The 22,201-nt window shown below is 64.8% G+C and carries 18 protein-coding genes; 10 read left to right on the top strand and 8 right to left on the bottom strand.

Annotation, left to right across the window (positions count from 1 at the left end):
- The first annotated feature begins 1 nt into the window (after nt 1).
- Together NKH50_RS09600 and NKH50_RS09595 are read left to right on the top strand one after the other, a co-directional pair.
- Complete coding sequence (locus tag NKH50_RS09600; RefSeq protein ID WP_352479866.1) at nt 2-1,276, top strand: amidohydrolase family protein; 1,275 nt, start codon at nt 2-4, stop codon at nt 1,274-1,276.
- Between the two features lie 115 nt (nt 1,277-1,391).
- Nucleotides 1,392-2,312 carry a DMT family transporter gene (locus NKH50_RS09595; RefSeq protein ID WP_352878225.1) on the top strand — a complete coding sequence of 307 codons (921 nt, stop codon included), beginning with the start codon at nt 1,392-1,394 and terminating at the stop codon, nt 2,310-2,312.
- On the opposite strand, the gene NKH50_RS09590 is transcribed toward NKH50_RS09595, so the two are convergent.
- The gene (locus NKH50_RS09590; RefSeq protein WP_352878222.1) at nt 2,309-3,211 is read right to left on the bottom strand and encodes a phosphotransferase; all 903 of its coding nucleotides are present in this window, start codon (nt 3,209-3,211) and stop codon (nt 2,309-2,311) included. The two genes, NKH50_RS09595 and NKH50_RS09590, sit on opposite strands and share 4 nt — an antisense overlap.
- Before the next feature lie 105 nt (nt 3,212-3,316).
- Between NKH50_RS09590 and NKH50_RS09585 the strand changes: the two genes are divergently transcribed.
- Nucleotides 3,317-3,949, top strand: coding sequence for a class I SAM-dependent DNA methyltransferase (locus NKH50_RS09585; protein WP_352878219.1), 633 nt, complete (start codon nt 3,317-3,319; stop codon nt 3,947-3,949).
- Nucleotides 3,950-3,960: 11 nt separating this feature from the next.
- Here the strand turns inward: NKH50_RS09585 and NKH50_RS09580 are convergent, their stop codons facing one another.
- The gene (locus tag NKH50_RS09580; protein ID WP_352878216.1) at nt 3,961-6,414 is read right to left on the bottom strand and encodes a GcvT family protein; all 2,454 of its coding nucleotides are present in this window, start codon (nt 6,412-6,414) and stop codon (nt 3,961-3,963) included.
- A complete protein-coding gene (locus NKH50_RS09575; RefSeq protein ID WP_352878563.1) occupies nt 6,411-7,295 on the bottom strand; it encodes a phosphotransferase in 885 nt (294 codons plus the stop codon). Before NKH50_RS09575 ends, NKH50_RS09580 begins: the two co-directional genes overlap by 4 nt.
- Nucleotides 7,296-7,730: 435 nt before the next feature.
- On the opposite strand from NKH50_RS09575, the gene NKH50_RS09570 reads away from it, so the two are divergent.
- The 7 genes from NKH50_RS09570 (at nt 7,731) to NKH50_RS09540 (ending at nt 15,268) form a co-directional block, all read left to right on the top strand.
- Complete coding sequence (locus NKH50_RS09570; protein WP_352878561.1) at nt 7,731-8,507, top strand: DeoR/GlpR family DNA-binding transcription regulator; 777 nt, start codon at nt 7,731-7,733, stop codon at nt 8,505-8,507.
- Between the two features lie 66 nt (nt 8,508-8,573).
- Complete coding sequence (locus NKH50_RS09565) at nt 8,574-9,500, top strand: LysR family transcriptional regulator (RefSeq protein ID WP_254816127.1); 927 nt, start codon at nt 8,574-8,576, stop codon at nt 9,498-9,500.
- Between the two features lie 202 nt (nt 9,501-9,702).
- Nucleotides 9,703-10,857, top strand: coding sequence for an ABC transporter substrate-binding protein (locus NKH50_RS09560; RefSeq protein ID WP_352878214.1), 1,155 nt, complete (start codon nt 9,703-9,705; stop codon nt 10,855-10,857).
- Between the two features lie 189 nt (nt 10,858-11,046).
- A complete protein-coding gene (locus NKH50_RS09555; protein WP_352878211.1) occupies nt 11,047-12,045 on the top strand; it encodes an ABC transporter ATP-binding protein in 999 nt (332 codons plus the stop codon).
- A gap of 14 nt (nt 12,046-12,059) precedes the next feature.
- Nucleotides 12,060-13,010 (top strand): ABC transporter permease, encoded by a 951-nt coding sequence (locus NKH50_RS09550; protein ID WP_352878559.1) that lies wholly within the window; start codon nt 12,060-12,062, stop codon nt 13,008-13,010.
- Complete coding sequence (locus NKH50_RS09545) at nt 13,000-13,815, top strand: ABC transporter permease (RefSeq protein WP_352479858.1); 816 nt, start codon at nt 13,000-13,002, stop codon at nt 13,813-13,815. The genes NKH50_RS09550 and NKH50_RS09545 overlap by 11 nt, the downstream gene beginning before the upstream one ends.
- 25 nt (nt 13,816-13,840) lie before the next feature.
- Nucleotides 13,841-15,268, top strand: coding sequence for a gamma-aminobutyraldehyde dehydrogenase (locus NKH50_RS09540; protein WP_352878208.1), 1,428 nt, complete (start codon nt 13,841-13,843; stop codon nt 15,266-15,268).
- 44 nt (nt 15,269-15,312) lie between these two features.
- Here the strand turns inward: NKH50_RS09540 and nhaA are convergent, their stop codons facing one another.
- The 5 genes from nhaA to NKH50_RS09515 form a co-directional block, all read right to left on the bottom strand.
- On the bottom strand, nt 15,313-16,506 hold the full coding sequence (gene nhaA, locus NKH50_RS09535; protein ID WP_352738648.1) for a Na+/H+ antiporter NhaA: 1,194 nt from the start codon (nt 16,504-16,506) through the stop codon (nt 15,313-15,315).
- A 93-nt stretch (nt 16,507-16,599) separates the two neighbouring features.
- Nucleotides 16,600-17,163 (bottom strand): ActR/PrrA/RegA family redox response regulator transcription factor, encoded by a 564-nt coding sequence (locus tag NKH50_RS09530; protein ID WP_023676342.1) that lies wholly within the window; start codon nt 17,161-17,163, stop codon nt 16,600-16,602.
- Between the two features lie 63 nt (nt 17,164-17,226).
- Nucleotides 17,227-18,552, bottom strand: coding sequence for an ActS/PrrB/RegB family redox-sensitive histidine kinase (locus NKH50_RS09525; protein WP_352506958.1), 1,326 nt, complete (start codon nt 18,550-18,552; stop codon nt 17,227-17,229).
- Nucleotides 18,553-18,652: 100 nt separating this feature from the next.
- The gene (hrpB, locus tag NKH50_RS09520) at nt 18,653-21,235 is read right to left on the bottom strand and encodes an ATP-dependent helicase HrpB (RefSeq protein WP_352878204.1); all 2,583 of its coding nucleotides are present in this window, start codon (nt 21,233-21,235) and stop codon (nt 18,653-18,655) included.
- 75 nt (nt 21,236-21,310) lie between these two features.
- Nucleotides 21,311-22,201 (bottom strand): DMT family transporter, encoded by an 891-nt coding sequence (locus tag NKH50_RS09515; RefSeq protein ID WP_352878201.1) that lies wholly within the window; start codon nt 22,199-22,201, stop codon nt 21,311-21,313.

Genomic DNA, 22,201 nt, shown 5'->3' with positions numbered 1-22,201 from the left:
GATGGATTTCGACCTTGTGGTGCGCGGCGGCACGCTGCCGGACGGCAGGATCGCCGATATCGGCATCGTCGGCGAAACGATCGCAGCGATAGAGCCCGAGCTGAACGTCAGCGCCGGCACGGCGATCGATGCCCGTGGCAATCTGGTCTCGCCGCCTTTCGTCGATCCGCATTTCCATATGGACGCAACGCTTTCGCTCGGCATTCCGCGCATCAATGTCTCTGGCACGTTGCTCGAAGGCATTTCGCTGTGGGGCGAGCTGAAGCCGCTTCTGACCCACGAGGCGGTGCGCGACCGTGCGCTTGCCTATTGCGACTGGGCGGTGTCGATGGGCCTGCTCGCCATCCGCACCCATGTCGATGTTTGCGACGACCGCCTGCTGGCGGTCGAAGCGCTGCTCGACGTGAAGAAGACCGTTGCGCCGTATATCGACCTGCAATTGGTCGCCTTCCCGCAGGACGGCTTCTATCGCTCGCCGACGGCGCGCAGCAACACCATCCGGGCGCTCGACATAGGCGTCGATGTCGTCGGCGGCATCCCGCATTTCGAGCGCACCATGGCCGACGGCACGCGCTCCGTCACCGAGCTCTGCGAGATCGCGGCCAAGCGCGGCCTGATGGTCGACCTGCATTGCGACGAGACAGACGATCCGCTGTCGCGCCACATCGAGCAGCTTGCCTATGAGACGCAGCGGCTCGGGTTGCAGGGCAGAGTGGCCGGCTCGCACCTCACCTCAATGCATTCGATGGATAATTACTACGTCTCGAAACTGTTGCCGCTGATTGCCGAGGCCGGCGTTTCGGCGATCCCCAATCCGCTGATCAACATCATGCTGCAGGGCCGCCACGACACCTTTCCCAAGCGCCGCGGGCTGACGCGGGTCAAGGAGATGCTGGCGCACGGCATCCGCGTCGGCTGGGGCCAGGATTGCGTGCTCGACCCCTGGTATTCGCTGGGCACCGCCGACATGCTCGACGTCGCCTTCATGGGCCTGCATGTTGCCCAGATGTCGAGCCCGGCCGAGATGGCGCGCTGCTTCGACATGGTCACCAACGTCAATGCCGCCATCATGGGCCTCGACCACCTTGGCCTGGCGGTCGGCAAGCGCGCCAGCCTGGTCGTTCTCGATGCCGGCAACCCGGTCGAGGCGCTGCGGCTGCGCCCAGAGCGTCTCTGCGTCATTGCCAGGGGCAAGGTGGTGGCCGAGCGCAGCCGGCAGGACACGCGGCTTTCGATCGCCGGAAGGCCGGGCACGGTGAACCGGCGCCACGCTTAGTCCAGCCGATTTCCGGCGCTGGTCTTACCGAATTCTCGATTTTCGCCTCGTCACGGCCGCTGCTTGCGACTACGACGCGGGTCACCGTACCCCACGGCGAGGAACCGGTAACGGAATGGCGCAGCCAGCAGCCCATAACTCGACGATCAGGAACGTGCTGCTGGCCGGCATCCTGCTGATGCTCGCCGGCGATTTCCTGTTTGCGCTGAACGACGCGATGGGCAAGTGGCTGGTAGCCGGTTTTTCCGTCGGCCAGGTCGTGCTGATCCGCTCGATCGGCGCGTTTTTCATACTCGGGCCGATGATTGCCCATCAGGGTGCGGCCAGTCTGTTTCTCATGGAGCGGCCGGAGCTGCAGCTGCTGCGCGTGGTGATGACGACGCTTGACACAGCGCTGTTCTACGCGGCGGTCGTCTATCTGCCGCTCGCCGATGTGATGAGCTTCTACATGGCCGGGCCGATCTACGTCGCGGCGCTGTCGCACTTCCTGCTCGGCGAAAGGGTCGGCTGGCGCCGCTGGGCGGCCATCCTGCTCGGTTTCTGCGGCGTGCTGATCATGCTGAAGCCGTCGTCGGCCGCGTTCTCGCTGCCCTCGATGTTCGCGCTCGCCGGCAGCATTTCCTTTGCCTTCGCCATCATCCTCAATCGGCGGCTGCGCGGCACCAGCGACACTTCGCTGGTCACCTGGCAAACCATCGGCACGCTGCTGGTCGGCGCTGCGCTGACCCTCGGCAGTTGGAGGACGCCGTCCTCGCTCGATTTCGGCGCCATGCTGCTTCTCGGCATCGTCTCCTGCGGTGCGCATCTGATGATCACCAGGGCGTTGAAGCTGGCGCCGGCCTCGACCTTGGCGCCGCTGCATTACAGCCTGCTGTTGTGGGCAGTGGTCTTCGGCCTCGCCTTCTTCGGCGATGTGCCTGGGCAGCGCATCCTGATCGGCTCGGCCATCGTCGTGCTGGCCGGCCTGTTCATCTTCCACCGCCAGAAGGTGGTCGACACGGTACCGCCCGAAAACGTACCGAAGGGTGTGAATTAACCCCGGCGCACCGCCGCGAGATGCCGCGAAAATTCCGGCATCTCCATCAGTGCCTTGCAGCGCGCAAACCGGCCGTCTGCATAGGCGCGAAAGTCGTCGGCCGGATTTTTGTTGGCAAGCTGGATCAGTCCCCACAGCGTCCACAGCAGGTCGCACATCGCCTTGTAGATGACGATGCGGGCGCGCTCCGCCGGTCTCGGCTCGCCGCCGAAATAGGCCAGCATCATTTCCTCGTCCTGCGCGGCGTCGAATTGCCCTTCGACGCTGAGGTCGCCGAGATCCCAGAGCGGATCGTTCATGCCGGAATATTCCCAGTCGACGATCCACATCCTGTCGCCCGTATCGAGAAAGTTTTCGCAGAGCGGGTCGCAGTGGCAGGCGACGATCGGCAGAGGTTGAGCCGCAAGTGCTGAGCGCACTGCCTCCGCCTCGCGGACCACATCGTGGTAGCCGGCAGGCAGCGCGACGTCCTTGGTTGACAGCACTTTCAGATAATCGTCGATCATCGCAAACAGCTCGAAGCGGAAGGGGAACACCGCGCCGGATGTGTGCAGCTTGCGAAAGGCCTTGCCGGCGCGTGCCGGGCTGCCCGGGCGGGTCTTGAATTTTTCCGGCGACATCGTCTCGGCGCCGGCGATGAAGCGGGTCACCAGCACGCCCGTCTCGGCATCCACATGCAGCACTTCCGGGCTGACGCCGGCCTTTGCCGCTTCCCGGGCCGCCACTGCCTCGTTGGCGCGGTTGATGTATTCCTCGGTACCCTTGCCGGGGATACGCAGGCAGAAATCCTTACCCCTGAAGACGAGGTTGGTCAGGCCGCCGAGCCGCTCCAGCGGGCCGTCATAGCCGGCCAGCATCGGAATGGCCGCAAGCGCGGTGCGTGCCTGCTCATCCGCCATGGCTTTCGCTCCTTTTCCCATCTTTATTGTCGCGACGACGGTTCCACAGTTTTCGCCGTTTGGCTATCATCGCGTAGCGGATCAATACCAGGCGACGGAACAGCAATGACGGACAGCAAACAGCAGAGCGCACTCGCCGCAGCCTATGCGGCGAAGCGGCCGGAAGACGTAGCCGCGCTCTACGACAGCTGGGCCGGCACTTACGACGCCGACATGTCGGCGGCCAGCTATCGCCATCCCACCATCTGCCTTGCCTTGCTGGCCCGCCATCTGCCGCGCGGCGCCGCACCTCTGCTCGATGCCGGCGCCGGCACCGGGCTCATCGGCGAGTGGCTCGCCATTACCGGTTATCCGCAGGTCGAGGCGCTCGACATCTCGGAAGGAATGCTGGCGCAAGCGGCGCGCAAGGGCGTCTATTCGGCGCTTCACTGCCTGGCGCTTGGCGAGCCGCTGCCCTTCGTGGATGATGCCTATGCCGGGATCATCTCAGCCGGCGTCTTCACGTCGGGCCATGTCGGAGCCGAGGGTCTGGATGAGCTGATCCGCATCTGCCGGCCGGGCGGAGTGATCGTCCTGACGGTGAAGAACACGCTGTGGGACACGGGTTTTGCCGCGCGGATCGCCGAGCTCGAGGCGCAAGGCATCGTCACCCGCGCCGAGGAGACGCCGCCCTATGTCTCGATGCCAGGCGAGGCCGATACGGTGCCGAGCCGGGGGCTGGTGCTCATCGTGAACTGAGGCGGGAGGCTCTACGCCTTCACCTTTGCTCCTGCCGGGTCGTAAAGCGGCTCGAGGTGAATCTTCGCCGGCGTCCGTTCCATTGCCACAACCAGCTCGTAGTCGCCGGAGGTGAGGAAATCATCGCTGACGCCATAGGCATTGCGCACATAGCCGTAGCCGATGTTCTTGCCGATGGTGTAGCCATAGCCGCCGCTGGTGAGATAACCGACCGCCTCGCCGTTGCGCAGGATGGTCTCGCGCCCGAGCAGCACGACGTCCGGATCGTCGACAGTGAAGCCGGCAAAGCGTTTCCTGAGCGTCGAGCCACCGAGCTTTTCAAGCGCCCGCCGGCCGAGGAAATCGGTGTTCTTCCTGAGCTTCACCGCCCAGCCGAGGCCGGCCTCCTGCGGCGTGTCGTTGGGCGTGATGTCGGCGCCCCAGGCGCGGTAGCCTTTTTCCAGCCGCAGCGATTCCATCGCCCGGTAGCCGACCGGGCGGATGTCGTGGGTAGCGCCCGCCGCCATCAGCGCGTCGAAAACCTCGCCTGTCGCCGCGATCGGCGCATGCAATTCCCAGCCTAGTTCGCCAACATAGGTGACGCGCAGTGCCCGCACGGCGTGGCCGGCAATGGCGATCTCGCGAGCATGGCCGAACGGAAAGGCGGCATTCGAGACGTCAGCATCGGTCGCCGCCGACAGCACATCACGTGCGCGCGGCCCCATCAGCGACAATGTGCCGAAATCCTCGGTGACGTCGGTCAGCGTCACGTCGAACTCCCTGCCGATATGATCGGCAATCCAGGAGAAATCGTGCGTGCGGAACCCGGTGCCGGTGACGATGTAGAACTTTTCCTCGCCGAGCCTCGCCACGGTCAAATCGGCCTCGATGCCGCCGCGCGTATTGAGGAGCTGTGTGTAGGTCAGCCGGCCGACCGGCTTGGCGACGTCATTGGCGCAGATCCAGTCCAGCGCCTTCAGCGCGTCGGCTCCGGTCATTTCGTATTTGGCAAACGACGATTGGTCGAAAATACCGATCTTTTCGCGCACATGGCGATGCTCGTCGCCGACGGGTGAAAACCAGTTCTGCCGGCCCATCGAATAGACGTCCTTCGGCTCGATGCCCGCCGGCGCGAACCAGTTCGGCCGCTCCCAGCCAAGTTTCGAGCCGAACACGGCGCGATGTCTTTGCAGCCGCTCGTACAAAGGTGAGACGATGCGCGGCCGTCCGCTGACATATTCCTCATGCGGGAAGCCGATCGTGTAGTGCTTGCCGTAGGCTTCCAGCGTGCGGTCGCCGACCCATTTCCGGTCGCGGTGCAGGTCGGAGAAGCGGCGGATATCGACCACCCACAAATCGAGCGGCGCCTCGCCGTCGACGACCCATTGCGCCAGCGCCCAGCCGGCGCCGCCGCCGGACGCGATGCCGAAGGCATTGAAGCCGGCGCCGACGAACATATTGGGGCATTCCGGCGCCACGCCGAGGATGAAATTGCCGTCCGGCGTAAAGCTCTCCGGCCCGTTGATCATCTGCTTGACGCCGACATTGGCAAGCGCCGGGACGCGCTCGATCGCCTGGCTCATATGCTGCTCGAAATGATCGTAATCATCGTCGAACAGCCGGAACTCCCAATCGTCCGGCACATCGCCGCCGGGTAGGCCGGTCGTCCACGCCTGCGGGTTCGGCTCGTAGCCGCCCATCACCAACCCGCCGACCTCTTCCTTGAAATAGGTGCGGCGATCGGGGTCGCGAATTGTCGGCGCGTCGGTCGCCAGGCCGACGATCCTCTCGGTGATGATGTACTGGTGCTTCACCGGCTGCAGCGGCACGTTGATGCCGGCCAGCGCACCCACCTGCCGCGCCCATTGCCCGGCGCAGTTCACCACCTTGTCGCAGGCGATATCGCCCCTGTTCGTCCTAACCTTAACGATCCGGCCGTTGGTCATTTCAAAGCCGGTGACCCGCACCTCCTCGAACAATTTTGCGCCATGCATGCGCGCGCCCTTGGCCAGTGACTGGGTGATGTCGGAAGGGCTTGCCTGACCGTCGGTCGGCAGCCAGGACGCGCCGACGAGGTCGCCGGTTTCCAGCAGCGGCCACATTTCCTTGACCTCGGCCGGCGACAGCAGATGCATGTCCATGCCGAAGCTCTTAGCCGTCGTTGCCAGCCGCTCATACTCGGTCCAGCGGTCGGCATTGGTGGCGAGGCGCAGGCAGCCAGTCATCTTCCAGCCGGTGGCGAGGCCGGTTTCGGCTTCCAACTCCTTGTAGAGATCGACTGAATATTTGAGCACGCGCGTGATCGACGCCGACGAGCGTAGCTGGCCGACCAGCCCGGCAGCATGCCAGGTCGAACCCGAGGTCAGTTTGCCCTGTTCGAGCAGCACGATTTCGGCCTTGTGGTCGCGCGCCAGATGATAGGCCGTCGAACAGCCGATGATGCCACCGCCGATGACCACGATCCCGGCCTGGGCGGGCAAGGTCATGTCCGCGTCCCGTGTTTTGTCCTGTAGTTTTCCAGGGCGGCTTCGAGCCGCGCCAGGTTTTCGTCGGCGTAGGCGGCGTAGTCGACGCCGGGCGCATCGAGGTAGAGCTCGGAAACCATGCCCCACATCGCCTCACGCAGCAGCGACGCGCATTGCATGGCGGCGTGCGAGCGCCGTATCGCCGGGTCCGGCTCCTTCATGAAATAGGCGGTCAGGAAGGCGAAGGATTCCTCGTCGCTCATGCCGGCGTTCGAAGCCGCACCGGCAAGGTCGAACATCGCGGTGTTGAAGCCGGCATATTCGAAGTCGATGAGCCACAGCCTGTGACCGTCGTCGATTACGTTGGCCGGCAGAAGATCGTTGTGACCGAAGACGATCGGCAGCAGTTTTTGCGCGCGCTCGAGCTCGTCCGCCAGGGTCAAAAGGCGTGGCAATTCGTCCAGCTTGCGGCTGCGGCCTTCCTCCAGCGTGCGCGCATAGTCGCGAATGACGTGGAACACCCAGAACATGAAGCCGGCGCCGGAGATGTGACTGGGCATCTCCCGGTGGAAGCCGCGCAGCAACGCGGCAACGCGGCCGAGATCAGCGCGCACGTCCTGCGCGACATAGGCCTTGGCGCCGAGATACTCCGTCACCATGACGCCGGGTCCGGTGTAGTGGACGGCCGGAGCGAAGCCTGCCGCGTGCGCTGCCCGCGCGGTCATCATCTCGCGCTCGCGAAAGACATGGTGGAACGGATAATCCTGGCCGATCCGCACGACGTGCCGCCCGGCCGCGTCCTTGACCAGATAATTGGCATTGCTCAACCCGCCCGGCAGCGGCGCGATATCGATGCCGCCGGTCCAGCAAGGCAGCGCACGGATGCGGTCTTCGACAGTCACGATCTCGTCCAACATCGGGTCAATTTTCCACGCATGTCACGGCTGGCCAGCGATGACAATCGGACGGAGGAATGGCGGCAACGCGAAGATCTCGTCGGTGCAGATCTCGGGATCGGTATCCCGCACCGCACCGACGAGCCCCTTTGTGCCGGGTTCTTCGACGCCGGCATCCGCCCCCGCGGATCCTGAATTTCGGTACCCTTGCACCCGACGATCTCCCGGGCATTCGGGCAGGCGATTTTTCGTGCGGCTCAGCCGTCGTCCTCCGTTCCGAGCCTGTCACGGCGATAATGTCGCGCCACGCTGGAGGCGTTGTCAACGCGAAATTGTGGTGTTTTCTGGTTTTTTGCCCGAATTTTGCTAAATTTCCTGGAGTTAGTGGCATTTATGCCGTAGAATCGGTCAATGGTGCAACAATCCGACCGGATGGAACTGATGCTCCACTCGAAGCGGCATGGCGAAATCCTGCGCCTCCTCAAGGAGGAAGGCACCGTTACCATTGCCAGCCTGGCTGATCGGCTGGGCGTCTCGCTGGAGACAGTACGCCGCGACGTCAAGCCACTGACCAGCGACGGTTCCATCCTCAAGATGCACGGCGCCGTCGGCCTGCCGTCGATTGCCGGCGAAGCGCCGTTCGAGCGGCGCATGCGCGAGAACGCCGATGCCAAGCGAGCTATTGCCCGCATGGTCGCCGCCACCATCCGCGACGGCGAATCGATCATGCTCGACACCGGCACCACCACCTCATTCCTGGCCCGGGAACTGCTCGGCCACCGGCGGCTGACGGTCGTCACCAACTCCTCCGACATCGCCCGCACACTGGCCACCGTCAACGGCAACAAGGTCTATATGGCCGGCGGCGAGCTGCGCAGCGATTCCGGTGCTGCCTTCGGCGTCTCGGCCATCGAATTCGTCAGCCGTTTTTCCGTCAGCCATGCAGTGATATCGACCGGTGCGGTCGATGCTGTCACCGGCGTCATGGACTATGATCTGGAAGAGGCCGAATTCGCCCGCATGGTGCTGTCGCGCGGTCAGCGTTCGCTTGTCGTCACCGACCACAGCAAGTTCGGCCGCCAGGGCCTTGTTCAGGTCTGCGGCTTCGGCGGCTTTTCCGAACTCGCCACCAACCGGCGGCCGCCGCACGACATCGCCGCCGCCCTCGTCCAGGCCGGCGCGCGGCTCAGCATTGCGGACGGCGGAAGCGAGGGCTGAGCTCTATCGGCAGATCGGCACCAGCACCCACTTCCCAGCGCCGCCTCTGCCGTGTTTAGTCCGGCCATGGCTTTCACCATCCGCCAATTGCAGTTCTTCATCGCCGTGGCCGAGCAGGGCACAGTGTCGGGCGCCGCCCAGAACCTGTCGATCTCGCAATCCTCGGTCACCGAAGCGATCAAGGAGCTGGAGCACGATCTCGGCGTCGAGCTGTTCGAGCGCCACCCGCGCGGCTTGAATATCACCCACAAAGGCCACCAGTTCCTGCGCCATGCGAGGAAGATCCTGGCCGACGTTTCCGATGCGCGCCGCGCCTTCTTCGGCGAACGGATCGCGGCAAGCGGGCGGCTGCAACTTGGCGTCACCTCGTTGGTCGCTGGCTATGTGCTTTCCGATCTTCTTGCCCGCTACCGCCGCGCCTATCCGGGTGTCGAGGTCTCGGCGATCGAGGACAATGGCGACTATCTCGAGCATCTGTTGATCGGCGGCAAGCTCGACATTGCCGTCATGGTCACCTCGAACCTGCGCGACCGCACCGCGCTGCAGTCCGAAATCCTCGAAGTCTCGGCCTACCGGCTGTGGCTGCCGCTCGGCCACCCCTTGGCCGGTGCCGACATCATCGGCATCGGCGACATCGCCTCGGAACCGCTGATCATGCTGACCGTCGACGAGATCGAGGAGAATACCGGAAAGCTGCTGACGGCAATCGGCGCCAAGCCGCATGTGGCCTTCCGCACCCGCTCGGTCGAAGCGGTGCGCAGCCTCGTCGCTACCGGCGCCGGCGTGGCGCTGCTGCCCGATCTCGTCTACCGGCCATGGTCGCTGGAAGGCGACCGCATCGAATCGCGCGATATTTCGGGGTCGTTGCCGGTCGTCCAGGTCGGCATGGTCTGGCGGCGCGGCTCCGGTCTGCCGCAGGCGGCGCGCGACTTCATCGGACTTGCCCAGTCGCAGCGCATGGTGCGCCAAAGGCCCGAGAAGATTGGCCGCTGACGTATCGGAAAAATCGATATCGGGTTTCTGATAAATGAATTTGCGAAACCGGAAATTTCGCAGCACTTTTCGGTCAGGGAACAAAGCTGCCGCCGGAGCACGGCCCCTCAGAGCCGCGCATCCAACGTCTTTGAACGGGCGCATGATCTTCTTCCGAAAACCGAAACCGGTTTCGAGGTCATGCAAAAATGGGAGATCGACGATGAATTCATTGCTGAAATCATGCACTGCTTTGACGGTCGCGCTGAGCTTCTCCGGCCAGGCCGTCGCCCAGGTCAAGGAGCTCGGCAAGGGCGAAGGCGAGGTCAATATCGTCGCCTGGCCGGGCTATATCGAGCGCGGCGAAACCGACAAGGGCTATGATTGGGTCACTTCGTTCGAGAAGGAAACCGGCTGCAAGGTCAACGTCAAGACCGCCAACACCTCCGACGAGATGGTCTCGCTGATGAACGAGGGCGGCTTCGATCTCGTCACCGCCTCGGGCGACGCTTCGCTGCGCCTTGTCGCCGGCAAGCGCGTCCAGCCGATCAACACCGACCTCATACCGAGCTGGAAGACGGTCGACGACCGGCTGAAGGATGCGCCCTGGTTCACCGTCGGCGGAGTCCATTACGGCGTCCCCTATCAGTGGGGGCCGAACGTGCTGATGTACAACACCGAAGTGTTCAAGGAGGCGCCGAAGAGCTGGAACGTGGTCTTCGAGGAAATGAAGCTTTCCGACGGCAAGTCGAACAAGGGCCGCGTCCAGGCCTATGACGGGCCCATCCACATCGCCGATGCCGCCAATTACCTGATGGCCCACAAGCCGGAGCTCGGCATCAAGGATCCGTACGAACTGACCGAAGACCAGTACAAGGCCGCGCTCGACCTTCTGCGGGTCCAGCGTACGCTGGTCGGACGCTATTGGCACGACGCCGCCATCCAGGTCGACGATTTCCAGAACGAAGGCGTCGTCGCCTCCGGCTCCTGGCCCTACCAGGTCAACACGCTGATCGCGGCCAAGAAGCCGGTCGCCTCGACCATCCCCGAGGAGGGCGTTACCGGCTGGGCCGACACCACGATGATGGAGGCCGATGCTGCCCACCCGAACTGCGCCTACATGTGGATGGAGCATTCGCTGTCGCCGAAAGTGCAGGGCGACGTCTCCGCCTGGTTCGGCTCGCTGCCAGTGGTGCCTGCCGCCTGCAAGGGCAACGAACTGCTCGGCGAAGAAGGCTGCAAGACCAACGGCTACGACAATTTCGACAAGATCAAGTTCTGGAAGACGCCGGTCTCGAAATGCGCCACCCAGAACGACCAGTGCGTACCCTACTACCGCTGGGTGTCGGACTATATCGGCGTCATCGGCGGGCGGTGAGTTCGCCTCACCTACGAAGCCCGGCGCTGCCCGTCACCCTTACCCTCTCCCGGTGAAGAACGGGGGCCGCCAGCGTTGGAGCGTCTCCCTTCTCCCCGTCCACCCTACGGGGAGAAGGTGCCGGCAGGCGGATGAGGGGCGGCGCAACCGCATGAAAATTTGATGAGCCTGACAGATCAGGACAGCCCCATGACCTCCGCCGTTTCCTTCCAAAAAGTCTCCCGCCATTTCGGCAGCGTGCGTGCGGTCGACGCGATCGATCTCGACATCGTGCCGGGCGAGTTCTTCGCCATGCTCGGGCCTTCCGGCTCGGGCAAGACGACGTGCCTGCGCCTCATTGCCGGTTTCGAGCAGCCGACGGCGGGGTCGATCTCGATCTTCGGCGAACGTGCCGAGGGCGTGCCGCCCTATCGCCGCAACGTCAACACCGTGTTCCAGGATTATGCGCTGTTCCCGCATCTCAACGTGCTCGACAATGTCGCCTATGGGCTGATGGTCAAGGGCATCGGCAGACCGGAACGGCAAAAGGCGGCGGAAGACGCGCTGGCGCTGGTGCGGCTTCCCGGCTATGGCGCGCGTCGCCCTGGCCAGCTTTCCGGCGGCCAGCGCCAGCGCGTCGCGCTCGCCCGTGCGCTGGTCAACCAGCCCAAGGTGCTGCTGCTCGACGAGCCGCTCGGCGCGCTCGACCTCAAGCTTCGCGAAAACATGCAGGAGGAGTTGAAATCGCTGCAGAAGGCGCTCGGCATCACCTTCGTGTTCGTCACCCACGACCAGGGCGAAGCGCTGTCGATGGCCGACCGCGTCGCCGTGTTCAACGATGGCAAGATCATGCAGATCGGCACGCCGGAAGACATCTACCAGCGCCCCAAGACCCGCTTCGTCGCCGATTTCGTCGGCTCGTCCAACGTGTTGCCGCCGGATTTCGTCCAGCGCTATGCCGGCCAGCATCGCTGGGGCAGCCTGCGGCCCGAATCCATTCGCATCGGCCGGGCGGCCAAGGGCGACGGCGTTGCCGCCCGCCTGGTGTCGACTAATTATCTCGGCGCCACGACAAGACTGGCACTCGATGCAGAGGGCTTGCGGCTGCATGTCATCGTGCCGGCGGGTGCTGCCTTGCCCCGGGAAGGCGAGGCGGTGGCGCTCACCTTCAACCGCGAGCAGTTACATCTGATGGACGATCTCGGATGAGCCTGGACGCTGCCATGCCGCGGGCCACGGCGCCCGCCATCCTGCCGGGAAGCGGCGGCCTGCGTGGCGCGCTCTCCGACCTCTTCTGGCGCCGGCCGCAATTCCTGCTTCTGCTCATGCTGCTGCCGCCGGTCCTGTGGCTCGGCATCGTCTATATCGGCTCACTCTTCGCACTGCTTTTGCAGAGCTTCTTTTCGATCGACGAGTTCTCCGGCCTGATCAACCGGCAGTTCACGCTGAAGACTTATGGCGACCTGCTGCAGGCCGCCAATCTCGACATCATCCTGCGCACGGTGACGATGGCGGCGCTGGTGACGCTGGCGGCGGCGGTCATCGCCTTTCCCATCGCCTATTACGCGGCGCGCTATGCGCGCGGCCGTTGGAAGGCGCTGTTTTATCTCGGCGTCATGCTGCCGCTGTGGTCGAGCTACCTGGTCAAGATCTATGCCTGGAAGCTGATTCTCGCCAAGGAAGGCATCCTGACGTGGCTACTGGCCAAATTGCATCTTCTGTGGCTGCTCGACGCCTGGCTGTCGCTGCCGGTCGTCGGCGGCAACTCGCTGTCGGTCTCCTCAACCGGCACCTTCATCGTCTTCGTCTATGTCTGGCTGCCGTTCATGATCCTGCCGGTGCAGGCCGCACTCGAGCGCGTGCCGGGCAATTTGGTCGAGGCTTCGTCCGATCTCGGTGCCTCGCCCGGGCAGACCTTCCGCAACGTGCTGTTCCCGCTGGCGCTGCCCGGCATCGTCGCCGGCTCGATCTTCACCTTCTCGCTGACGCTCGGCGACTACATCATCCCACAGATCATCGGCACCTCGCGGCTGTTCATCGGCCAGGCCGTTTATTCGCAGCAAGGCACCGCCGGAAACATCCCGCTCGCCGCCGCCTTTACCGTGGTGCCTATCGTCATCATGGGCTTCTATCTCTGGGGCGCCAAGCGCATGGAGGCCTTCGATGCGCTCTGACCGTGGCCCATCCGCGCCGATCGGACTGAAGCTCGCTGCCACCGGCGGCCTGCTTTTCCTGCATTTGCCGATTCTGCTGATCTTCGTCTATGCCTTCACCACCGAGGAGAAGAGCTTCGTCTGGCCGCCGCCGGGCCTGACCACGCAATGGTTCGCCGTCACCTGGAATCGCCCCGACGTCTGGCAGGCGCTATCGCTGTCGGTGCGGGTCGCGGCGATCTCGACCGCCATCGCGCTGGTCCTCGGCACGCTGTGCGCCGCTGCCGTGTCGCGCACAAAATTCTTCGGCCGCGAAACCATCTCGCTGCTGGTCATCCTGCCCATCGCACTGCCCGGCATCATCACCGGCATCGCGCTGCGCTCGGCCTTCGCGCTCGCCGAAATCCCGTTCTCGTTCTGGACGATCGTGCTCGGCCACGCCACCTTCTGCGTGGTCGTCGTCTACAACAATGCGGTCGCCCGTTTCCGCCGCACGTCCGGCTCAATGATCGAGGCGTCGATGGACCTCGGCGCCGATGGTTTCCAGACCTTTCGGCATGTCGTGCTGCCCAACATCGCAACCGCGCTGCTGGCCGGCGGCATGCTTGCCTTTGCGCTGTCCTTCGACGAGGTCATCGTCACCACCTTCACCGCCGGCCAGCAGCAGACGGTGCCGATCTGGATGCTGGAGGAATTGATCCGTCCGCGCCAGCGTCCGGTCACCAATGTCGTGGCCATGGTCGTGGTGCTGGTGACGCTGCTTCCCATCCTCGCTGCCTATTACCTGACCCGCGACGGCGACCAGATCGCCGGTTCGGGCAAATGATCTCGTTCATAAGTGAGAGACTTCCATGGACACGCAGATGCTGATCGGCTCGAAATTCGAAAAAGGCACCGAGACCGAGGAACCGATCCTCAACCCGAAGACCGGGGCGACCATCCTCAATCTGCCCGAGGCCAGCCCGGTCCAGATCGAGGCGGCCGTACTTGCCGGCGAAAAAGCCTTCGTCACCTGGTCCCGCACAACACCGGCGCAGCGCGCCGGCTATCTCCTGAAGATCGCTGATCGCATCGAGGCTGCGGCAAAGGATTTTGCGGCGCTCGAGGCGCTGAACTGCGGCAAGCCGATCAATGCCGTGCTCAATGACGAGATCCCGGCGATCGTCGACTGCTACCGCTTCTTTGCCGGCGCGGTCCGCTCGATGCCTGGCCAGGTCGCCGGCGAATACATTCCCGGCCACACCTCGATGGTCCGACGCGACGCCATCGGCGTTGTGGCGTCGATCGCGCCGTGGAACTATCCGCTGATGATGATGGCCTGGAAGCTGGCGCCGGCGATTGCCGGCGGCAACACGGTCGTCTTCAAGCCGTCGGAACAGACGCCGCTGACCGCGCTGAAGCTGGCGAAAATCCTTGTCGAGATCCTGCCGGAAGGCGTCGTCAACGTCGTGCTCGGCCGCGGCGACAGCGTCGGCAACACGCTGATCAACCATCCGAAGGTCAACATGATCTCGATCACCGGCGACGTCGCCACCGGCAAGAAGGTGCTGCAGGCCGCCGCTAAATCGGTCAAGCGCACACATCTCGAGCTCGGCGGCAAGGCGCCGGTCATCGTCTTCGACGACGCCGATCTCGGTGCGGTGGTCAACGGCCTGCGCGCCTTCGGCTATTACAATGCCGGCCAGGATTGCACCGCCGCCTGCCGCATCTATGCCGGCAAGAAGATCTATGACAAACTTGTCGCGGACCTCTCCGCTGCGGTCTCGACCATCAAGTATGATCGCCCCGATGATACCGAGAACGAGATCGGCCCGCTGATTTCGCGTCGCCAGCGTGACCGCGTCTCGAGCTTCGTCGAGCGCGCCTCGGAGCTCAAGCACATCGAGATCACTACGGGCGGCATGCCGGGCGAGGGCTCCGGCTTCTTCTACCAGCCGACCGTCGTCGCCGGCGCGCTGCAGGAGGACGAGATTGTGCGCCGCGAAGTGTTCGGCCCGGTGGTCTCGGTCACCCGCTTTTCCGAAGTCGACGAAGCGGTGAACTGGGCCAATGATTCTGACTACGGCCTGGCGTCGTCGGTGTGGACCAAGGATGTTTCGCGCGCCATGGCGACGGCCGCGCGCCTGCAATATGGCTGCACCTGGATCAACACCCATTTCATGCTGACCAACGAGATGCCGCATGGCGGGTTGAAACAATCCGGCTACGGCAAGGACATGTCGCTATATGCGCTGGAGGACTATACCGCAGTCCGCCACGTCATGATTGCGCACGGATAGCGCCCTCGGGGAGACGGTGGCCTCAGGCCGAAGGCGCCACGCGATTATTCTTCCGCCTCCTCCGCCCCGCTCGCGGCCGGCGCAACCAGCAGCACAGCGGCGCCGAGGATCGCTGCGATGAAAGAGCCGGCGAGGATGCCGACCTTGACCGCGTCCTGCAGAGCGACGTCGCTGGCGAAGGCGAGCAGGCCGATGAACAGGCTCATGGTGAAGCCTATGCCGCAGAGCAGCGAAATGCCGATCATGTGCAGCCAGCCGGTATTGACCGGCAGATCAGCGAAGCCAAGCCGGATGGCAAGCGCGGAAGACCCGAACACGCCGACCAGTTTGCCGGCGACGAGACCCGCGGCGACGCCGAGCGTCAGCGGCTCGACCAGGGCGGCAGCGCTGAGACCGCCGAGCGAAACGCCGGCGTTGGCAAAACCGAAGATCGGGATGACGAAAAAGGGTACGATTTTGTGCAGGCCGTGTTCGAGCCGGTGCAGCGGCGAATGGTCGAGATCGTGGCCGCTGCCCGACGAGATCTTCAGCGGTATGGTGAGAGCCAGCGCGACCCCGGCGAGCGTCGCATGGACGCCCGATTTCAAAACCAAAACCCACAGCACGACACCAAGCACGATATAAGGCAGCAGCGTCAGCACCCGCATGCGGTTGAGCACCACCAGCAGCGCGATGACGGCGAAGGCGGCGCCGAGATAGGCGAGCGACAGGCCGCTGGTATAGAACACCGCGATGATGAGCACGGCGCCGAGATCGTCGATGATGGCGAGCGCGGTAAGGAATATCTTCAACGAGCCCGGCACGCGGCTGCCGAGCAGCGACAACACGCCGAGCGCAAAGGCGATATCGGTGGCGGTCGGGATCGCCCAGCCGGACAGAGCGGCTGGATTATTGCGGTTGATGGCGACGTAGACCAGTGCTGGCACCGCCATGCCACCGGCGGCGGCGATGCCGGGCAGCACGCGGCGCGGCCAGGTCGAGAGTTGGCCGTCGAGCATCTCGCGCTTGATCTCGAGGCCAACCAGCAGGAAGAACACCGCCATCAGGCCGTCATTGATCCAGTGCGAGACGCTGAGCGGTCCGAGATAGGCATGGAGGGCGGAGAAATAAGCTTCGGCCAGCGGCGAATTGGCGACGATCAGGGCCAGGGCCGCCGCAGCCATCAGGATGAGGCCGCCGGCCGCCTCGCTGTCGAGGAATTCGCGCAGCATGGAGACCAGCCGCTTTTCGTCCTGCATGTCGCCTCCGTCGTATCAGCGGCAAGGTCCGACGCACCGCCCAGCGATGATGCGCAAACGGCGCTGGCCGGGCAAGCCTGCAGTCAGAACCTTTTAGCGCGGCGCGCGCTTGGCGAGGATGCGTTGCAGCGTGCGGCGATGCATGTTCAGGCGGCGTGCGGTTTCCGAGACATTGCGGTCGCACATTTCGTAGACGCGCTGGATGTGTTCCCAGCGCACGCGATCAGCCGACATTGGATTTTCCGGCGGCGCGGCACGTTCGCCCGCCGTGCGGGTCAGGGCTGCAAAGATGTCGTCGGCATCGGCCGGCTTCGATAGATAGTCGATGGCGCCGAGCTTTACCGCCGTCACCGCAGTGGCGATGTTGCCATAGCCTGTAAGGATTATGGCGCGAGCATCGTCGCGCTTCTCGCGAATGGCAGCGACGACGTCGAGGCCGTTGCCGTCGGCCAGCCGCATGTCGACCACCGCATAGGCCGGCGGATTGGCGCGCGCCTTGGCAACCGCCTCCTCGACGCTCTCCGCCGTCTCGACCACGAAACCCCTGGTTTCCATGGCGCGGGCAAGCCGCGTCAGGAACGGCTTGTCGTCGTCCACGATCAGCAGCGAGGTGTCCTCGCCTTCGACCATTGCGCCAATCGTTTCGTCAGTACTCATCGTGCTGAAAATCCTGCTGCCTGATTTTTACGCAAATATAGTTTCGCAACGCTATTGTCCAATTTAGGCCGTGTCGAACATGGTGGCCGAAGCCTGCTCGGGATTAAGGAAGACGCTGCGCGGCCACGATATCTGCACGATAGCGCCCTCGCCGGGCTCGCTCGAATTGCGGAAATCGAGCGTCGCGCCGGAGCGTTCGAGCAAGGTCTTGGCGATGAATAGGCCGAGGCCGAGGCCGCCGCCGGCTTCGGTGCCCTGGCGGGTCGACATATAGGGTTCGCCGATACGGTCGATGATCTCCGGTGGAAAGCCCGGCCCGTCGTCGATGATCGAGAAGCTGACGGCGGCCTCGTTCCACCTCCAGCGTATGGTGACGTTCTTGCGGGCGAAGTCGACGGCGTTCTCGACCAAATTGCCGAGCCCGTAAATGACGCCGGGATTGCGCCGGCCCACCGGTTCCGGGCCGATGCGCTCCCCCGGCCGAAGCTTGATCGAAATGCCGAAATCGCGGTGCGGTGCCGTCACTTCCTCGACGAGCGAGGTCAGCGGCAGGCGCGAGAGGTGCACTTCGCTCTCGGAGGAAAGGCTGGTCAGGCGCTTCAGGATTTCGCGGCAGCGCTCGCTCTGCGAACGCAGCAGCTTCACGTCCTCGCCGTATTTCGGATCTTCGCCAAGCGCCTTCTCCATCTCCTTGGCGACAAGCGTGATGGTGGCGAGCGGCGTGCCGAGTTCGTGCGCGGCGGCCGCGGCGAGGCCGTCGAGGGCCGAGAGATGCTGTTCTCGCTGAAGCACCAATTCCGTGGCGGCAAGCGCGTTGGCAAGCAGCCGCGCCTCCTCTGCCACCCGGAAGGCATAGATCGCGGTAAAGGCGATGGAGCAGAACACCGCCATCCACATGCCGGCGACATAGATGAACGGCATCGCCAATGGCGCCCCCTCATGCCAGGGCAGCGGCAGGTGGTAGAAGACCAGCAGCGTCGCCGCCACGATCACCAGCGCACCGAGCAGAGCCGTCAATCGCAGCGGCAGCGACGTCGCCGAGACGACGACGGGCACGGTCATCAGCAGCGAAAACGGATTGGTAAGGCCGCCGGTCATGTAGAGCAGGCCGGCAAGCTGCAGGCTGTCGAAGGTCAGGATGGCAAAGGCCGAGAACGGGGTAAGCCGATGCGCCGCCGGATAGCGGAAGGTCAGCAACAGGTTCATCCAGGCCGAACAAGCGATCAGCGCAAAACACATGCTGACCGGCAGCGGAAATTTCAGCCCGTAGGCGACGACAAGCACGGTCAGGCTCTGGCCGACAATGGCAAGCCAACGCAGCCTGATCAGCGTGTTGAGGCGCAGCCGCTGGCTTTGCTGGAAGTCGGGCGCGTGCAGAATGTTTATCATGGCGGGATTATAGAGGGGAAACCGCTGGAGGTCTTTCCGAAAACCGGGACCACTTTCCCCTGACGCGGACCTTCGGGTTGTGATCATGGTCCGGGAAGCATCAGGTACCGCGCGGCTTCGCGCGGCTGGTGGCGGCGGCGAGAAGCGGGTTCTCCGGCCAGACATGCCTGGGATAGCGGCCACGCATGTCTGCCCGCACATCGGCCCAGGAGCCGCGCCAAAAGCCGGGCAGGTCGCGCGTCGTCTGGATCGGCCGGTGCGCCGGCGACAGCAATTCGAGGGTCAGCGGCACAGTGCCGTTGGCGATCGCCGGATGCCGGTCGAGGCCGAACAGCTCCTGCACGCGCGCCGCCAGCACCGGCCATTCGCCGTCATAGCGGATCGGTAGCCGGCTGCCCGACGGCGCGTCGAAATGGGTCGGCGCCAATGTGTCGATCTTGCGCTGCAATTCGTGCGGCACCAGCGTCATCAGGCCTTGCGAAAGCACGCTAGGATCAATCGCCGTAAAGGCTGTGGCACCGGAAAGGAATGGCAGCAGCCAGTCGTCGAGGCACTCGACGAGCGCGGCATCGGAGACATCGGGCCATGGCGCGCCGAGGCCGCGATGCAGCCAGCCGAGCCGCTGCCGCAACGTCTCCGCCTCCCTGTTCCACGGCAACAGGGACAGGCCGTGTTCGCGCAAGGCGTCGAGGATGGCGCGATCCGCGTCGGCACCGGTCGGCGCCGGCAGCATGCGTTCGGACAACGTGATGGCCCCGAGGCGAACCGTTTCGCGCACCCGCACCGCGCGCCTGTCGCGGTCGAAGCTGACCTCGCGGCGCGTCTCGATCCTTTCCGCCAGCGCGGCACGGATATCGGTCTCATCGATGGCTGCCGCCGCGGTGATGCGGGCGTTCTGCGCCTTGCCCTGCAGGTCGGCGACGACGAGCCATGTCTCGCCGGCCAGCGGATCGGAGGCGTCGAGCATGGCGCCCGAGCCGTTGGCAAGCACGAAGCGGCCACGCTCGCCGCGCGCTTTGGCGACCCGATCCGGCCAGGCATGGATGAGGAGCGAGCCGGCAGTGCTGCCCTCCTCCTTTAGGGGAGGGTTGATCCGCGTAGCGGATCGGGGCGGGGTCGGTTCGGGCACGCCATCGGCGGCCCCGCCCCGTCTCCCTCGTCTCGCTGCGCTCGGCTCGTTCGCCGACCCTCCCCTCGAGGGGGAGGGTGAAGCCTGCTTTGCCAACCTCTCGGCCAGTTGCCGGGCAGCGGTGGCACGCTGCGATCTTTCGGCGTGAAAGCGCATTAGCCGCCGTTCCAGATCGGCACCCTCGCCGCCAAGGCCACGCTCGGTCAATAGCACGGCGAGCATCGCCGCCTCGAGCCCCTGTCCGGTCCTTGCCGCCTCGGCGACCATGTGGGCGAGCCGCACCGGTAGCGCCAGCCTGCGCATCGCGGCACCGGCATCCGTCAGGCGTCCTGCCGCATCGACCGCATCGAGCGCACGCAGCAGCGCCCTCGCCTCGGTGAGCGCCGCAGCCGGCGGGGGATCGAGGAAGGACAGGCTGGTCGGATCGGCGACGCCGAACGCGGCGCAATCGAGCAACAGGCCGGAAAGATCGGCCTCGAGGATTTCCGGCGGCGTGAAGGCCGGCAGTGCCGTCGTCTGCTCGGCCCGCCACAACCGAATGGCGACGCCGGGCTGCGTGCGCCCGGCACGGCCGGCGCGCTGGTCGGCGGAAGCGCGGGAAGCACGTACCGTCTCCAGCCGCGTCAGGCCGCTCGCCGGCTCATAGCGCGGCAGCCGCGACAGGCCGGAATCGATGACGACGCGCACGCCGTCGATGGTGATGGAGGTTTCGGCGATCGACGTCGCCAGCACGACCTTGCGGCGGCCGGGCGGCGCAGGCTTGATCGCCGCGTCCTGCGTCTTGTTGTCGAGCATGCCGAAGAGCGGCACGATGTCCGTGTCGGCGCCGACCTTGCCGGCCAGCCGCTCCGCGGTGCGCTCGATCTCGCGCTGGCCGGGCAGGAAAGCGAGCACGCTGCCCACCTCCCCGGCAAGCGCCGAGCGGATCGCCCTGGCCATCGCGTCCTCGATGGCGATGCCGGCCGGCCGCTCGTCAAAGCGGATGTCGACCGGGAAGGCGCGGCCTGCGCTCTCGATCACCGGCGCGCCGGACAGCAATTTTGCGACACGCGCGCCATCGAGCGTCGCCGACATCACCAGCAATCTGAGGTCGGGCCTCAGCGCACTTTGGACGTCGAGCGCCAGCGCCAGCCCGAAATCGCCGTCGAGCGAGCGCTCGTGGAACTCGTCGAACAACACCGCCGCGACACCGGGCAGTTCGGGATCGTCGAGGATCATGCGGGACAGCACGCCTTCGGTGACGACGAGAATCCTGGTCTTCGCGGACGTGCGGTTTTCCATGCGCATGGCATAGCCGACGGTTTCGCCGGGCTCTTGGCCAAGCAATTCGGCCATGCGGCGGGCAGCAGCGCGGGCGGCGAGGCGGCGAGGCTCGAGCAGAACGATTTTTCCGGCGCCGAGCCATTCAGCGTCGAGCAGCGCCAGTGGAACCAAAGTCGTCTTGCCGGCGCCGGGCGGCGCCACCAGCACGGCGCTGTTACCATGGCTCAGCGCTTCATCGAGCGCCGGCAAGACAGCGGAGACCGGCAGGTCCGGCAAGGGTTTTGTGGTCATTGTGCTATGCTGTGCAGCCAGTTGGCGCCGATCGCATATCAGCGGTGGCGGTCGCGGCGCAACCTCGGCGCCGATTCAAAGCCTGGTCCGCGAAAACGGGTTCCAGCGCACCGTGCCGAGCCGCACCTCCTCGCGCACCATTGTCAGCAGGCCGGAACCGCCGACCACGGCGAGCCCGACCAGCGACAGAAAATCGGGATATTCCCTGAAGAACAGCGCGCCCAGAAGCACCGCCCAGACGATCTGCGAGTAATGCGTAGGAGCGATGCTGTTGGCCGGTGCGTATTTGACCGCCAGCAGATGCAGCAGCTGGCCGCTGGCGGTGAAGGCGCCGGCCAGCACAAGCCACGCCCATTGCCTGCCATCCGGCAGCGAGAACGAGGTGGCCGCCGCACCGACGCCGTTGAAGAGCAGGCCGTAGCCGATCAGCACGCCGAGCATCGTCGTGCGTTTTTCCTGAGCGGCGAGCGAACGCATCAGGATGACATTGGTGGCGGCCAGGAAAGCGATGATGAACGCCGCCAGATGACCAAGATGCAACTCGCGAAAACCAGGCCTGACGACCAGCATGACCCCGGCAAAGCCAGCGACGACCGCAAGCCACCGCCATGGGCCGACCTTCTCCTTGAGGACCAGCGTGGCCAGGATGGTGACGAACAGCGGCGCCAGGAAGATCAGCGCATAGACTTCCGCCAGCGGGATGGTGGTGAAGGCATAGACGCTGAGCACACCCGACGCGATGCCGGCCCAGGCGCGGGCCTGTACCGCCCAGGGCCGGGTCGTGCGCCAGAAATCGCGCCAGCGCTCGCCTGGCGGCCTGGCGAAAAGCAGGAAACAGCCGGCAAACAATGTCGAGAAGAATCCGATCTCGAAGACATTGAACTGCCCGCCCAGGCTTTTGACAACGGCGTCGCTGCACGAATAGCTTGCATAGGCGATGAGAGCGAGCAGAATTCCGTTGGGCAC

This window comes from Mesorhizobium sp. M1027 (genome assembly GCF_040318745.1).
GTDB lineage: Bacteria > Pseudomonadota > Alphaproteobacteria > Rhizobiales > Rhizobiaceae > Mesorhizobium.
The sequence above is the reverse complement of the archived record's forward strand: the minus strand, read 5'-3'. Positions and strand labels throughout refer to the sequence as shown.

Coding starts and splice junctions, on each gene's coding strand:
- NKH50_RS09550 (WP_352878559.1), top strand. CDS start 12,060: ATGCCGCGGGCCACGGCGCCCGCCATCCTGCCGGGAAGCGGCGGCCTG.
- NKH50_RS09555 (WP_352878211.1), top strand. CDS start 11,047: ATGACCTCCGCCGTTTCCTTCCAAAAAGTCTCCCGCCATTTCGGCAGC.
- NKH50_RS09580 (WP_352878216.1), bottom strand. CDS start 6,414: ATGACCTTGCCCGCCCAGGCCGGGATCGTGGTCATCGGCGGTGGCATC.
- hrpB (WP_352878204.1), bottom strand. CDS start 21,235: ATGACCACAAAACCCTTGCCGGACCTGCCGGTCTCCGCTGTCTTGCCG.
- NKH50_RS09545 (WP_352479858.1), top strand. CDS start 13,000: ATGCGCTCTGACCGTGGCCCATCCGCGCCGATCGGACTGAAGCTCGCT.
- NKH50_RS09585 (WP_352878219.1), top strand. CDS start 3,317: ATGACGGACAGCAAACAGCAGAGCGCACTCGCCGCAGCCTATGCGGCG.
- nhaA (WP_352738648.1), bottom strand. CDS start 16,506: ATGCAGGACGAAAAGCGGCTGGTCTCCATGCTGCGCGAATTCCTCGAC.
- NKH50_RS09525 (WP_352506958.1), bottom strand. CDS start 18,552: ATGATAAACATTCTGCACGCGCCCGACTTCCAGCAAAGCCAGCGGCTG.
- NKH50_RS09595 (WP_352878225.1), top strand. CDS start 1,392: ATGGCGCAGCCAGCAGCCCATAACTCGACGATCAGGAACGTGCTGCTG.
- NKH50_RS09560 (WP_352878214.1), top strand. CDS start 9,703: ATGAATTCATTGCTGAAATCATGCACTGCTTTGACGGTCGCGCTGAGC.
- NKH50_RS09590 (WP_352878222.1), bottom strand. CDS start 3,211: ATGGCGGATGAGCAGGCACGCACCGCGCTTGCGGCCATTCCGATGCTG.
- NKH50_RS09540 (WP_352878208.1), top strand. CDS start 13,841: ATGGACACGCAGATGCTGATCGGCTCGAAATTCGAAAAAGGCACCGAG.
- NKH50_RS09530 (WP_023676342.1), bottom strand. CDS start 17,163: ATGAGTACTGACGAAACGATTGGCGCAATGGTCGAAGGCGAGGACACC.
- NKH50_RS09600 (WP_352479866.1), top strand. CDS start 2: ATGGATTTCGACCTTGTGGTGCGCGGCGGCACGCTGCCGGACGGCAGG.
- NKH50_RS09570 (WP_352878561.1), top strand. CDS start 7,731: ATGCTCCACTCGAAGCGGCATGGCGAAATCCTGCGCCTCCTCAAGGAG.
- NKH50_RS09565 (WP_254816127.1), top strand. CDS start 8,574: ATGGCTTTCACCATCCGCCAATTGCAGTTCTTCATCGCCGTGGCCGAG.